The following is a 13,176-nucleotide window of genomic DNA, read 5'->3' as shown; positions in this document are numbered from 1 at the left end:
CTACGAAGGCGGCACCACCATCAGCCTGCTACCCGCCCTCAAGGTAGCCTGAAAATCAACTCATCGACCCTGTCCGCCGAAACGGGGCAAGCCCACTACTACTTCGCCCTGTGGCGTGACGATGGCACCGACCAGGTGATCCACGATCTGCTGCGCTGTCAGGCGCGGGAGCGGGCCGGCCGCCGGGAGGGTCCGACCGCGGTGGCGCTGGACACCCAGTCGATCCGGGCGGCCAACCACGTCCCGGCCGCCACGACCGGCAAGGACGCGGCGAAGAAGGTCCCGGGGCGCAAGCGAGGCCTCGCGGTCGACGCCCTCGGGTTGATCATCGCGGTGGTGGTCACCGCCGCGTCGGTCACCGACAACACGATCGGTGTGAAACTGCTGGACAACGTGGTAGCGCACACCCCGACGGTGACCAAGGCGTGGGTCGATGCCGGGTTCAAGACGACGTGCAGATCCACGGCGCCATCCGAAATATCGACGTCGAGCAGGTCCTTCGGTCCGACACGACGGCCGGGTTCGTGCCGGTGAAACGCCGGTGGGTGGTGGAGCAGACCCACGGCACCCTGATGCTGCACCGCCGCCTGGTCCGCGAGTACGAGAGCCGACCCGCCTCCGCGGTGTCCCGCACCTGGTGGGCCTCCACAGCGAACCTCATCCGCCGGCTCACCGGCACCGCCACCACGTCCTGGCGCGACACAGGCCAGCAGCGGTGACCCCGCCGTCGCTACTGACCCTGCTCACCGAACGCGAAACCGCCGCCGGCCTCACCGTCGAACGGCTCCGCGCCCAAATCGCCACCCTCAACGAACAGCTCACCACGGCCGAGACCGAAGTCGCCGAACTCGCCATCACCCGCAAAACGCTCCTGAGCCTCGGCGACCCACTCGACGCGGCACCACCCGCTGACCCGACCATCGCCAGCCCCGCCTACCAACAGATCCTCACCGTGTTCCACACCGCCACCACACCGATGCGCGCCAAGGACATCTGCCAGGCCCTGGGCACCGGCACCACCGCGAAGGACACCGAGAACCTCCGCGCCAAGCTCAAACGCCTCGTCACCCGCCAGATCCTCACCGAACCCGAGGCCGGACTGTTCACCCTGACCCCACCGTCGACGTAACCCCGACCACCAAGGCCCCTAATGAGCGGTCAAACCCAGTCCGGACATACGCTTCCGAACCACCCTCTCACTAAACACGCTGGTCAGCCCAGTAGCGTCGGCCAAGTCAGCGAGCAGCCGGGTACCGACGTGACCCACCACGCCCGCCCACCACCGGTCACCATGATCTTCGGACATGTTGCGGTAAACTTCACCCAGCAAGTGCCTTCCGTGACAGGAACATGGGACTCTCGACAAGCCCTATCTTCCCAGATCAGAGGGCACTTCTTCGTTCTCAGCCCAGCCCGTGGACAGCCCTTATCGAAGGGCCGAGGCTAACTAAATGGTCTTTGGCCAGGAAATAGAGATGTATATCGGTTTAGTGAGCTGTATCACGCATGCGCCACTATGGAGCATGCGATAGCGTATTCCCGACGATATAAGGCACGGGGTGAGGGTCTAGAATGCACACAAAGGGCTTCTCGGTAATTGTCATCGGTGCAGGTATCGTTGGCCTTGCTGTAGCCGAAGAGTTGTGGCTTCGAGGTCAACGGGACATTGTTGTGCTCGACGCCGCCGAAGTTGGTGCGGGTCGTACTCGCCTAGGCGCCGGGTTTATCCGAGAATGGCATTCAGACATTGCATGGAGACACCTAGCGACAGAAAGCCGGAGCCGACTAGCCGAATGGCATAAGCTTCCAGGAGCCCCACTTGTTCAGAACGTGAGAGTCGAGGCCATAAGTGCTGAAGTCTCGAATAATCTGACTACCTCGACATCATACCAGATGACATTGGGGGAGTCCGTCATAAAATCAAAGGCTCAGCGAACCCAGCCGTTTAAAGTAGCACAGCGGCTTGCTGAATCTTTACGGGCACGTGGTATCACTATCCAAACGTCAACCCCCATTCGTGATCTACTAGTTAGCGGCAACCAAGTGCGTGCGGCTATCACCGACGAAGGTTCCATTTACTGCGACTCCTGCATCATAGCGGTCGGTGGCACTGAAGATTTGCCACGACTTGGATCGTTGCCAGTTCGCACAGTGTCGGTGCCAGTGGTGTGGTTTGGAACTTATGACAATATAAATGCACCAACCTTGCTTGATCTTACGTCCTCGCCGGGAGTATATCTAACCCCGGATGGCCAGACATGGATGGCTACCATTGGACCACCGCCGTATGAATCACCTGAACAAGATTCGAAGGAGCTGGTTGCGGAGATACATGCCCGGTGCGCACGTAGACTTGAAATATCTCCGTCAATCGATAGGGTCACCTTCGGATGTTATGACATTACGGCGGACAGCAGACCGATAGTGGGCTCGGTTCCTGAGCTGATGGGATGCTTCGTCGTAACAGGCCTCGCGGCAAGTGGCTTCCAGGTTGCGCCAGCGGTTGCACGTCGAGTCGTCGATCAACTCGAGGGGGCAGTCGAGCCGGATACCATCGCACCAATCATCGACTCGAAGCGATTTTTTACTTAAAGGCAGAGGATCTCTTCTGAATCACGGACAATTACGGGTGGTTCGATGAAAGTTCGCGAAACGCCAGCTACGCTCGGCGTGGGTGGGGCGTTGCATGACTTCGCCGTCGCGGTGATAGTCGATGAACGAATGCCTGCCGTGGTCATCCGGGCTGAGGAGGTTGTGGGCCTCCCACACGGAGTAAATGTTCTAGAAATGCAGCGCATATTTGACTCGATTTCCTCTAGCGAGCGTGCCGTGGGAATGTGGTTGGCTCGGCTGAGTGCTGCCGAGGTTGTTGGCAGGACGATTGAGGTCGCACTTGCCCGGGCTGGAGTGCCGCACTCCCTTGTTCAGGCGATCGGATATTCGTGCCCCGAAGTGCTACTGCCCAGGTGGGTATGGCAAGACGGGCGCGTCACGAAACATGTAAACCGGTTGGACGCACATGCATTCGGAGTCCTGGAATCTTGTCAAGGTGACTCCATTCTCGTGCTGGGCGGCGTAGGCGACCAGGGCGAGGTCTCAGCACTATACGGAGTAAGCTCCACGGGACCAATCCGGCGGTGGACCGTACGGGAGCCAGGATCACTGGGTCTCCTGCTTGACGCTGCTGCGATGGAAAACGGATACTCGCCGCTGGACCGCGACTACGACCAGCACCTATTCCGTGATGATGGCGCGCTGGTTCCAGCCGGGGTGTACGTTGGATCAAAAGGGTATCTACTGCCAGGTATTAGATGGACAGATATGTCTAATTCCGAGCGTCGAAGTAAGACGTTCCTGAAGCTATTTGACTCCGCCCCCGACCGTTCGCCACGTGCCCTTGCAGGACTATGCGCCGCTTCAGTGCGCGATATCATACGCCGTGTGGTCGAGCACGCGGGATCGAAAACATGGCTCGCCGGTGAAGGCGCGTTGCATTCGACCGTGATGGCCTCAGCTGCCCCGGAGGCCAAACTTGCGGCCATGCCGGGAGATGACGGAGCGGCTATTGGCGCCGCGCGAATGGCCATACGTCAATATTAGGCAACGCCCGATGAGGCCCGTTGCTAAAAATGGAGGAAAAGTGGCAGATAACAACAATCCGTTCGAGTTTGTGCAGAAAGTCTACCCGGAGGTAGACATTGCGACCTGCCCATTCACCGACGATGAACTGGCCGAACTAGACGGTACCAACGAACTCCTTGTCTACCTACCAGCACACATATCCGCGGCAGATCTTTGTCGTATTGTTGGCGTGCGCGCGAACATTGACTTTGATAATGAAACGTTAGTCAAGAACGCGATGGTGAAAGAGAATCAGTGGTTTATCACGAGCGCCTCGCACAGTCCCGAACTGCTCTACTTTAGCGCTCAACGCGCTGTCAGAATCTACGAGGATGAGGGGCTGCACGGAATGGACCTGCGGCGCTATCTAGCGTTTACTGCGATCCACTCCGCCCGCTTTGGAGTATTGCCAGATCAGTGCTACTGGACGTTTCTTCTATCTGGCAAATACGATCGCAGTGGCGTATCGGTCGTGGGCTTTGATGCGGAAGGCGTACTTAATCACCACGGTTGGATGAAGAATTTCAAGGCAAAGTTTACTGGCTCAAGGTACATCGTGCTAGCACCACGAATCGAAGTCACCCCCCAGACTGAGTTGCTGGAACGCGCGCGTCGCGGCCTAGATCGTCGTGCTGGTCGCGAATCTGATCTTGATAGCTAGATAATTTGGGAGACCCTATGCCCCACCGCCTACTCGAAGCACGGGCGTCCGCTGCGGCGAACGACCCGGCGCTGCATACTGACGAGGAGACCATAACCTATCTGGAACTATGGCATGATTCAGCCCGGTGGGCCCAACAGCTCCAGGAGAACGGCGTGCAGCCCACCTGGCGGGTACTGGTTTCGCTCGATCAACCGCGCGAACTTCTAGCTGCTATATTTGGTATTTGGCGTGTGGGCGCGATTCCAGTGCCATTCGATTCCAATCGACCCGCTAATCATTTCACCGCTGTGGTAGCTGACGCCCTCGTTCGTGCGACCATTACTGAAGGCGGAGTCGGCCTGCTCCCACAGGATGATGTCCAATCGAAGCCAGATCGTTGGCGGCTTGTTCTAGCCACCACGGGGAGCACGGGGCGACCGAAAATTGTCACATTCACGGGGAATCAGCTCTTAGCAAACGCAGAATCTACAGCCAGCATACTGCGCTGGAGGGCTGGTGATGTTTGCCTAACGCCGGTCTCACCGGTGTTCCCCGCAGTGCTGATCACCTGCGTGCTATCGGCATTCCATGTCGGGGCGTCGGTGTACCTGACGAATCAGCGCACACCAAGATCCTTGGTAAACGTGCTACTTGATAGTCGCGCAACGTCTTTCTTCGCGGTACCATATGTTTACGAACATCTTATCCTCTCACAAGCTCTAAAAAGACTACAAGATGCTCCACACTTGCGGCTTTGCATTTCCAGCTCCGCCCCTACTCGTTCAGCGACAGCGAATGAATTCTTCACTTCGACCGGCTTAGTATTGAGGTCAATGTATTGTTCATCGGAGGCTGGCAACTGCACCTTCAATGATGCAGAGGATCCCATCCTAGCGCAGACGTCGGTGGGTCGGGCATTGCCTGGTGTATTGGTTTCCGTGATTGACGAATTGGGCAATCAAGTGTCACCCGGTGTGCATGGCCGAATACGGATCTCAGGGGATCTTATTGCCGAACGGTATGGCGTTGATCCGGATGAAGGCGCTTTCCCGGAAGCAGGTATATCCACACACGACTTTGGGTTCCTGGACGCCAACGACTTCCTGCACCTTCTGCGACGGGATTCGGATTTGGTCAATTGTGCGGGATTTGAGGTAAATCTGGCCGAGGTGACGGCAGCTATACAATCCCATCCATTGGTGCATGACGTCGTAGTTCGTGGCGAAAAAGATCCGGTACTTACCACGCGGATCGTTGCGGAGGTCGTTTCGAACGTGTCTTTGTCCGCACAGGAACTATCGGCATACATTGGCAACGCCCTGTCAGGCCACGAGGTGCCACAAGTCATCACCTTCGTGGGGTCGATCGATCGAAACGGTCTGGGCAAGGTGCCGGGCGTGTCTGCAGGTGGCTCGAAATAAGGGGAGTCAATGTTATTTGATGACGGACCACTCTCGGACACAATCCGCCTCCACCTGCCGCAAGGCGACATTCCTGGCTTCGCGATGGGGGTGGTGCACAATGGTGAGTTGATATACGTGCGGACTGGTGGGTCTACTAACCGGGAGCATCCTGCGCCAATTACAGAGCAGACTCTCTTTCGTATCGGGTCCACAACAAAGATTCTGAGTGCGATTGCCATCGGCGAGCTAGTCGAGACCGGGTTGCTCGACCTCGACGTACCTGTCACCAACTATATGGAACACCTGGCATTCCGGCCACCTTTCGACGTATCCACGGTGACGCTGCGGATGCTACTATCCCACAAGTCTGGGCTGCCAAATGGCCCTGCTGACTATTTTCCAACGGGTCCACGTCAAGGGTTGGAGGCCCTCGTTGATGAGGTACGACGATACCCATTGATCGCGCCTCCGGGCCGGGTCGCGTCGTATAGCAACATAGCGGTATGCCTCGCGGCGCACATCGCCGAACACGTTGCTGGACAGTCGTTCAATGCCCTCATGAAGGACTTAGTCCTTGACCCTTTGAACTTGTCACGGACAACGTTCGAGCCGTCCGTCGCGATGACGCACCAGGTCGCGCTTTCTCACATACAAGATGAGGCCGGAGTGCTCCGTATAAACCGGGAAGCAGCGGATAATCCACGTTACCATCCCGGTGCCTTTGCGTTCTCGACAGTAGAGGACTTGGCCCGGCTAACAAGCATGCTGGCGTCAACAAAAGACTCGTTCCTGACGCAGATGCGCACCCCACACTCGTCCTGGCTGACGGCCGACGGCCTCACATATGGGCTATGCCTATACCTTGATCGGTATCTGGGCCGGCCCCGGATAGGACATGACGGACGCTTCCATTCGAATGGCAGCAAAATCATCGTGCTACCTGAAGATGGAATCGGGGTTATCTTGCTATATAACTATGCAGACATGATTGAGTCACATCGTGAGGCCTTGCTGGACTCGGCGATCATGGGTTTTGGTCTAACCGCGCTGCCGCAAACGGACCAGGTTGACGTCCCAGGCGCGGTAGACCCATCCGATTTCTACGGCTGCTATGTCGGCCCCAATTTCGAAGAGGTCACCCTGTCGCCAGGGTATGAGGATTCTTTCCTAACCGTTGATATAGGCAAGGGCCCGATTGAAGTACGAATGGTCACACAGAACATCTTTGAGTCGAGCTTGTCATGCAGACAGCAGTGGCACTCATCGCCCTATAATCTTGGATCAACGCTATCTCTCGGCCTCGTTGACGATGTAGAGGGACAAGATCGCTACATTATGCTCAATGCTCGGCCCTATCGTGCGATCACCAATTCCCCTTCCCGCCGGGCTTTGACTACCGGGATCGGGCGATGACCGAATACGCAGATCTAGCTGATTTGCTAGTAGACTGGCTACTCCACTCTCCGATTCAACTTGCAAATGGTCAGCATCAGGGGGCTGTTGCCGGGTGGTTGGGCGATCACGACCAACCAACATTTGCCTACCCCGAGATCACTGGCTACTACTTGTCCACGATGTCGTACATATCCTATACCCGTCCTGATCTCGCAGATGCGGCGAACTCGGCCGCCGGACGGGCGCTCGACTGGATCCGCAAGGCCACGGTCGCGGGGCAGGTGGTGCCCACCCGCATTCATCTAGACGGGTACGCTGCCAACCACGATTGGCGCAACCGCGCACGTTTTTCGTTTGACCTCGGAATGATACTGCGTGGTGTTATCTCCGCCGGTGCAACGTTCACTCACCCATTAACCGACGATTTACGTCTCACGATTTGTTCAATGATTCGTCCGTTCTGCTCTCCAGCGGGACCGATCGCGTCGCATCAGGTAAACCCCGGCTTTGACGACTCGTGTCTGCCACCACGCTGGTCGACCCAGAAGGGACCTCATCACGTCAAGGTTGCTGCGGGCTTGAGCGTCGTGCCCGAAGACGATTTTCTACGGAGCTCCGGCCGCGCGACAATCGAGTACTGGGCCGGGCATGATGACGATCTGTCCGGCGTTCAGCCGCATCCAGCATTCTACTATATCGAAGGAATGCTTCAGGCAGCCAAAATCTACGCATCGGAGCGCTACCTCGACGTAGCGACTTCCCGTTATGGCAGGACCCTCGAAAGGCTTCGCGGTGAGTCTGGGGCAATTGACTTGAGTCGGTCTGATGTGTTGGCGCAGGCCTTGCGCATAGGATGTCACCTTGCGGCAGTCGGAAGGCTGTCCGCAAAGTATGAGGACTGCCTGTCCGAGCTTGCGAAGAGCTATTGCCGGTTCGTTCGCTCGGACGGGTCCGTACTGTTTCGGCAGGATTCACCGGGGATCACGGTGCAGCGCAATGCCTGGTCGGCAATGTTCGGACTACAGGCCCTAGACCTATATCGTGGACTGCTCGTGGGTGACGCCAGAATTAACTCTATCGCACTACTTCATTTGATATGAGGGCACCTGCAAGGAGGAACGATCCGATGACCACTGCCAAGACACAAAGGCGTATTGCGGTCGTTAGCACGTATCTGCCTCGGCGTTGCGGACTCGCCACCTTCGCGCATGACCTAGTCGGTGCCCTTCGGGATGCCGAACCCAATTGCGAGGTAGACGTGATCGCGGTCGGGCCACCGAATTCGGCCTTCGTTTACCCACCGATTGTTGCCCACGCTCTTAGGAACACGTCGATTGCCTCCTACCATGCTGCTGCAAGCTTCATTAACAACGGAGGGTACGACGTAGTATCGCTCCAGTTTGAGCACGGCATTTTCGGTGACTCGCATGGGGAGGTTGGACTTGAGTTCTTGCGGTCCTTGCGTGTTCCCGTCGTGACGACCCTGCACTCGGACCTCGACCGTGGCTTCGAACTTGAACGACGGGTACTGCGTGGGGTTGTGGCCGCATCCGACGCCACAGTCGCCATGACAGACTTCGCCACTCAACGCCTCATAGCGGAATTCGACGGACCTGTCGCGCGGATCGTGCAGGTACCGCACGGCGTTCCTGACCTCCCCTACGCTGAGCCTGGGGAATGGAAGGATCGACTTGGGTTGGGTGACCGTCCAGTAGTCCTGAATTTTGGTCTGCTCGCGCGTCACAAAGGAGTAGCCACAGCAATCGAGGCCATCGCAAAAGTACGCAACGTGTATGAGGACGTGCTGTTCGTAGTCGCAGGGCCAACCAGTGCAACAGAGCTGGCTCAGCATGGTGAAGGCTTCAGGCATTCGCTCCAGGACTATGCATGCAGGCTGGGGTTAGATAAGCATGTACGGTTCGACGACAAGTTTATTGTTGACGAGGAGCTACACCAGCTAGTGCAGGCGTGTGATGTTCTACTTACCCCCTATAGTCACTATTTGCAAGGTATCTCCGGCACTCTGTCGTACGGCTTGGCGGCCGGCAAAGCGGTGATCTCCACACCGTTCCCGTATGCGCAGGAAATGTTGTCTGCTGGCGCGGGTGTGTTGGTTCCCTTCAACGACGCGGCGGCCTTAGCAGCGGCCATCACCCGTATCCTTGGCGACAACGCCCTTCGAACGAAAGTTCGGCATAGCGCACACGAAAGAGCGCAGAATCTCTTGTGGCGGCGCGTTGGTGCTCGCTATCTTTCGATCTTTGACAAGGTTCAGGCGAAGGGTAAACAATGAATGAATTGCACGCCGAGATCCGTCGCCTGCTACTGGAAAAAATGCCGGACATCGTTGATGAGCTAGCGCTGGACAGTGAAGATATTTTCTATGCGGGTGTGGCGATTAATTCGTTCACAGTCGTAAGCGTAGTTGTGCTATTAGAGGAGCATTATGAGATTACAATCGACTCACGCAACTTCACTAAAGATCGCTTTGCATCCATCTCGTCTATTGCGGAACTAGTTCAGGAATATCTGGAAGGACGATGATGTTTCGCCGCTCCTATCCGGTGATGGTTTCGTATGCTCAACAAAGTGAAGACGTAATTCTTAGGCGCCTATTTGCAGGATGTACCGAAGGGTTCTACGTAGATGTCGGCGCAGGGCATCCGGTCGAACATTCGGTTACCAAATTTTTCTATGATCATGGATGGCGGGGTATCAATATTGAACCCCAAGCCGATCTGTGTGACCGACTTGCAGGAGCTCGCCCGCGGGATGTCAATCTTGCCGTTGCGGCTGGTGCGGAGCCTGGGGAAGTTGTGTTGAGTACGTTCACCAGTAATTGGGGGTGGGCTACCACTGATCCACAGACGGCTAAGTCCTATGGCATTTCTAGATCCGAATTAGTTGTACAGCAGGTCACACTCGACTCCGTGCTGACTCGGTATAACCCTGTTCGGGTAGACTTCCTTAAAATAGACGTAGAAGGGGCGGAGGGCGATGTGCTTGCGGGGTTGGACCTGCAGCGTTGGCAGCCGACTGCTCTGGTCATCGAAGCCACGAAGCCTAACTCACCGGAGTACCACGCACCTTGGGAAGTAGTGGTTCTCGAAGCTGGCTATACCCGCACCATGTTCGACGGACTCAACAACTACTATGTCCGCGCAAATGATCCGTTGGCTTTCGATCTGACTTCCGTGCCGTGTAATGTGTTCGACAACGCACTTCCTTCTGCTTGGTGGGAATCGCTGAGCCGACAGGGTCAGCTCGAACTAATTGCCTCGCATAGAAGGGCGGGTCGGGATGTTTCCCTGGTCCTCGGAGCCATCGACCTCTGACTTTAAGCCGCTCGTTTGGCTTGTGGGGGGAACCCGTCCTGAAGCCATCAAGCTTGCACCAGTTGCCACTGCCATCTCAAAGCAAAGGAGGTTGAAAGCACATATTGTAGTCACCGGTCAGCATGACTCACTAATGGATCAGGCGCTTGAGGCATTTGGCCTGCGCCCGGATGACCGGTTGAGGCCGCTGCGAACAAATGGGGGGCAAGCCGAATTGCTCTCCCAACTGGTAACATACCTCGATGTTCTCGCGGCCAAACATCCCCCTGCCGCGATACTGGTGCAAGGTGATACGACTAGCGCACTGGCGGGCGCGATGGTGGGATTTTGGCGGGAGATTCCGGTCGTGCACCTGGAAGCCGGACTGCGATCGTGGAATCTCTCCGCACCTTTTCCCGAGGAGTACAATCGACGGGTAATCGCGCATTCGAGCGTTCTGCATTTAGCGCCGACGCCGGCGGCAGCGGCCAATCTCATAAATAGCGGAATATGTACGGACAGCGTACTGGTCACCGGCAATACGGCAGTCGACGCTATACTCCATGCAAGCAGTAGCCCTGTAGGGTTCACGAATCCTTCCGTGGAGGCTCTGGTCCGTGCCGCCCGAAAGGGTTGCCTTCGACTAATACTCGCGACCGCGCACCGACGTGAGTCCTGGGGCCCGCCGCTACGGCGTATTCTTCAGGCGGTCCACGAGCTGATTTCGCATCACAGTGATTTACACGTAGTTTTTCCGGTGCATCCAAACCCACTCGTACGCGTGGAGGTCGAACGGTCGCTTGGCGGTGTTGATCGTGTCCTGGTCACGGAACCTATGTCCTATCCAGAGCTGGCTAGTGTTCTCGCGTCAAGCGTACTCGTTCTGTCTGACTCGGGCGGAATCCAGGAGGAGGCGCCGAGCTTCGGCGTCCCGGTACTCGTGCTGCGGGACAGCACGGAGCGTGGGGAAGCGGTACTTGCTGGATGCGCAACAATCGTCGGTACGCAGACCGATCGGATCGTGGCTGAGGCGTCCGCAGGCCTGGCACGCCAATTGGACAAAACTCCTCGCCCCAATCCTTTTGGAGACGGGCGTGCCGCTGAACGGGTAGAGCAAGCGCTTGCCTGGCTGCTTGGACAGGCGGCGCAGAGGCCAGCACCATTTGTACCCACTGTAGCTAATGATCAACTTGTATGAACACTGCAGCGCTGCAGTTCATCACCATCGGGGTGTCCCTTGGGGGACTGTACAAATAAACGGCTGATCGACCGATCAAGGGAGAGGCGCCAGATGACCAGGGCCCGGGCAAAGTCGTGGACGTGTGCGGGATGAGGCATTCGGCTGAGAAGCGCCGGAGTTGCGGGCAGTAAGGCGGGCATGGCCGGTTCAGATGATCATCAGGGTGTCGAAGCCTTGATCGTCCGAAGTGAGCCACGCCCGCGCTGCCATCATCGCTGATCTCGTCCTTGTCCTGCGCACCGGCTGTTACGGTGCCCGAAACCGCTGCTGGGCTGGCCGCAGTGCTGGCCGGCCTGCCGGATCCTCGCGCCCGTCGGGGCGTGCGGCACCGGTTGGCAGTCGTGGGTGACTGCGGCGGTGTGCGCCGTGGTCGCCGGCTATCGTTCGTACACCTCGATCGCGGAGTGGGTCGCCGACGTCCCGGCCGCGACCGCGCTGGCGTTGGGTATCGCCCCGGACCGGCGTCCGTCGGAGGCAATGATCCGCAGACTCCTTCAGGCCCTGGACCCGGATCAGCTCACCAGGGCGATCGGTGTCTGGCTCGCCGCACGGTCGGCGACTGCGCCGTCAACGGCGTGGCGGGCGATCGCCGTGGAGGGTAAGACCCTGCGCGGCTCCCGCACCACCGATGCCGCAGCCCGGCATGTTCTCGCGGCCTGCGACCAGGCCACCGGTGTGGTCCTGGCCAGCACCGATGTGGACGGCAAGACCAATGAGATCACCCGGTTCGCACCGCTGCTCGACCAGATCGGCGACCTGCGCGACACCGTGATCACCGCCGACGCCCTGCACTGCCAACGCGATCACGTCGCCTACCTCGCCGAGCGCGGTGCGCACTGGATCCTGACCGTCAAGGCCAACCACCAAGATCAATCACAAAATATGTGCCAGAGCCAAATTTCAGCCGGCGTTGACAACGCGCGGGGGTCTTCCCATCAACGCAAGCACGCCCACCGACAGGATGGTCTCATCCCCGCACGCGCGGGGGTCTTCCGCTCGGGAAATGACGCAGGATCTCGACGCTCCGCTCGTCCCCGCACGCGCGGGGGTATTCCCATGTCCAGGGCGATACTCATCCCGAGTGCGGTCTCGTGGTCGGCTCCGCCTGAAAGATGCCCCCGTGGTTCCGGGCGGATTCAAGCAGTCGTCGCAACGGTGACGATTGTCAGGGTGCCAGAGCGGTATGCAAGACGTCGGCCGGGGTGCGCCAGTTGAGGGTCTTGCGGGGCCGGTTGTTGAGGCGTTGCTCGACGGCGTGGAGATCGGCCGGGTGTGCTGCGATAGATCCGCGTACTTGGGGAGGGCGGGTTTAACCGGTCGTCGCCGTACGGCGATGGTAGGTCGTCTGATGGCCGATGCGCATCAGTCATCGTCCGGGAGGACTCTGCCATAAGCCAGCGGGAGACTTTGCTCTGGCCTCTCCCCGGTCGTCCATGCTCGATGACCACGCCACGGCTTGCGGGCTCTGGGCCTGCCCCGTTTTGACGGACATCCGAGATCAGGGGACCTGGGGTCTCCGGGAGGATGTCCAGCATCATGGAGAGCGTGGGTAAGAAGCGA

General features: G+C 58.2%; 12 protein-coding genes and 2 pseudogenes. 13 read left to right on the top strand and 1 reads right to left on the bottom strand.

Going from position 1 to position 13,176, the window contains the following annotated elements:
• Nucleotides 1-93: 93 nt before the first annotated feature.
• From K228_RS30260 to K228_RS29780, 13 genes and pseudogenes are all read left to right on the top strand, one after another.
• Nucleotides 94-719: pseudogene (locus K228_RS30260) on the top strand (transposase); the annotation flags it as partial.
• The gene (locus K228_RS0122590) at nucleotides 716-1,129 is read left to right on the top strand and encodes a hypothetical protein (protein ID WP_012184776.1); all 414 of its coding nucleotides are present in this window, start codon (nucleotides 716-718) and stop codon (nucleotides 1,127-1,129) included. The pseudogene K228_RS30260 and the gene K228_RS0122590, both read left to right, overlap by 4 nt.
• A gap of 443 nt (nucleotides 1,130-1,572) precedes the next feature.
• Complete coding sequence (locus K228_RS30485; protein ID WP_080671677.1) at nucleotides 1,573-2,592, top strand: NAD(P)/FAD-dependent oxidoreductase; 1,020 nt, start codon at nucleotides 1,573-1,575, stop codon at nucleotides 2,590-2,592.
• A 597-nt stretch (nucleotides 2,593-3,189) separates the two neighbouring features.
• The gene (locus K228_RS28530) at nucleotides 3,190-3,600 is read left to right on the top strand and encodes a hypothetical protein (RefSeq protein ID WP_155251616.1); all 411 of its coding nucleotides are present in this window, start codon (nucleotides 3,190-3,192) and stop codon (nucleotides 3,598-3,600) included.
• A gap of 40 nt (nucleotides 3,601-3,640) precedes the next feature.
• Nucleotides 3,641-4,282: a hypothetical protein gene (locus K228_RS28525; RefSeq protein ID WP_155251615.1), complete on the top strand. Its 642-nt coding sequence runs from the start codon at nucleotides 3,641-3,643 to the stop codon at nucleotides 4,280-4,282.
• A gap of 17 nt (nucleotides 4,283-4,299) precedes the next feature.
• Nucleotides 4,300-5,685, top strand: coding sequence for a class I adenylate-forming enzyme family protein (locus tag K228_RS27750; RefSeq protein WP_080671676.1), 1,386 nt, complete (start codon nucleotides 4,300-4,302; stop codon nucleotides 5,683-5,685).
• A 9-nt stretch (nucleotides 5,686-5,694) separates the two neighbouring features.
• Nucleotides 5,695-7,080, top strand: a complete 1,386-nt coding sequence (locus K228_RS27745; protein ID WP_080671675.1) for a serine hydrolase domain-containing protein — start codon at nucleotides 5,695-5,697, stop codon at nucleotides 7,078-7,080.
• Entirely contained in the window at nucleotides 7,077-8,162 is a 1,086-nt protein-coding gene (locus tag K228_RS28520; protein ID WP_155251614.1) for a hypothetical protein, read from the top strand. The genes K228_RS27745 and K228_RS28520 overlap by 4 nt, the downstream gene beginning before the upstream one ends.
• Nucleotides 8,163-8,188: 26 nt before the next feature.
• Nucleotides 8,189-9,355 carry a glycosyltransferase gene (locus tag K228_RS27740; protein WP_188116243.1) on the top strand — a complete coding sequence of 389 codons (1,167 nt, stop codon included), beginning with the start codon at nucleotides 8,189-8,191 and terminating at the stop codon, nucleotides 9,353-9,355.
• Nucleotides 9,352-9,606, top strand: a complete 255-nt coding sequence (locus tag K228_RS27735) for a phosphopantetheine-binding protein (protein WP_080671673.1) — start codon at nucleotides 9,352-9,354, stop codon at nucleotides 9,604-9,606. The genes K228_RS27740 and K228_RS27735 overlap by 4 nt, the downstream gene beginning before the upstream one ends.
• Entirely contained in the window at nucleotides 9,603-10,397 is a 795-nt protein-coding gene (locus tag K228_RS27730; RefSeq protein WP_080671672.1) for an FkbM family methyltransferase, read from the top strand. The genes K228_RS27735 and K228_RS27730 overlap by 4 nt, the downstream gene beginning before the upstream one ends.
• Nucleotides 10,363-11,574 (top strand): non-hydrolyzing UDP-N-acetylglucosamine 2-epimerase, encoded by a 1,212-nt coding sequence (gene wecB, locus K228_RS26030; protein ID WP_050581019.1) that lies wholly within the window; start codon nucleotides 10,363-10,365, stop codon nucleotides 11,572-11,574. Before K228_RS27730 ends, wecB begins: the two co-directional genes overlap by 35 nt.
• A 387-nt stretch (nucleotides 11,575-11,961) precedes the next feature.
• Entirely contained in the window at nucleotides 11,962-12,831 is an 870-nt protein-coding gene (locus K228_RS29780) for an ISAs1 family transposase (protein WP_245603554.1), read from the top strand.
• On the opposite strand, the pseudogene K228_RS29775 reads toward K228_RS29780, so the two are convergent.
• A pseudogene (locus tag K228_RS29775) lies at nucleotides 12,782-12,915 on the bottom strand (IS30 family transposase); the annotation flags it as partial. The gene K228_RS29780 and the pseudogene K228_RS29775 overlap by 50 nt on opposite strands.
• Nucleotides 12,916-13,176 lie beyond the last annotated feature (261 nt).

The sequence above is a fragment of the Salinispora cortesiana genome (assembly GCF_000484695.1).
Lineage (GTDB): Bacteria > Actinomycetota > Actinomycetes > Mycobacteriales > Micromonosporaceae > Micromonospora > Micromonospora cortesiana.
The sequence above is the reverse complement of the archived record's forward strand: the minus strand, read 5'-3'. Positions and strand labels throughout refer to the sequence as shown.

Excerpts from the sequence above, each read along its gene's own strand:
- K228_RS30485 (WP_080671677.1), top strand. The coding sequence starts at position 1,573 with ATGCACACAAAGGGCTTCTCGGTAATTGTCATCGGTGCAGGTATCGTT.
- K228_RS28530 (WP_155251616.1), top strand. The coding sequence starts at position 3,190 with ATGGAAAACGGATACTCGCCGCTGGACCGCGACTACGACCAGCACCTA.
- K228_RS27750 (WP_080671676.1), top strand. The coding sequence starts at position 4,300 with ATGCCCCACCGCCTACTCGAAGCACGGGCGTCCGCTGCGGCGAACGAC.
- K228_RS27745 (WP_080671675.1), top strand. The coding sequence starts at position 5,695 with ATGTTATTTGATGACGGACCACTCTCGGACACAATCCGCCTCCACCTG.
- K228_RS28520 (WP_155251614.1), top strand. The coding sequence starts at position 7,077 with ATGACCGAATACGCAGATCTAGCTGATTTGCTAGTAGACTGGCTACTC.
- K228_RS27740 (WP_188116243.1), top strand. The coding sequence starts at position 8,189 with ATGACCACTGCCAAGACACAAAGGCGTATTGCGGTCGTTAGCACGTAT.
- K228_RS27735 (WP_080671673.1), top strand. The coding sequence starts at position 9,352 with ATGAATGAATTGCACGCCGAGATCCGTCGCCTGCTACTGGAAAAAATG.
- K228_RS27730 (WP_080671672.1), top strand. The coding sequence starts at position 9,603 with ATGATGTTTCGCCGCTCCTATCCGGTGATGGTTTCGTATGCTCAACAA.
- wecB (WP_050581019.1), top strand. The coding sequence starts at position 10,363 with ATGTTTCCCTGGTCCTCGGAGCCATCGACCTCTGACTTTAAGCCGCTC.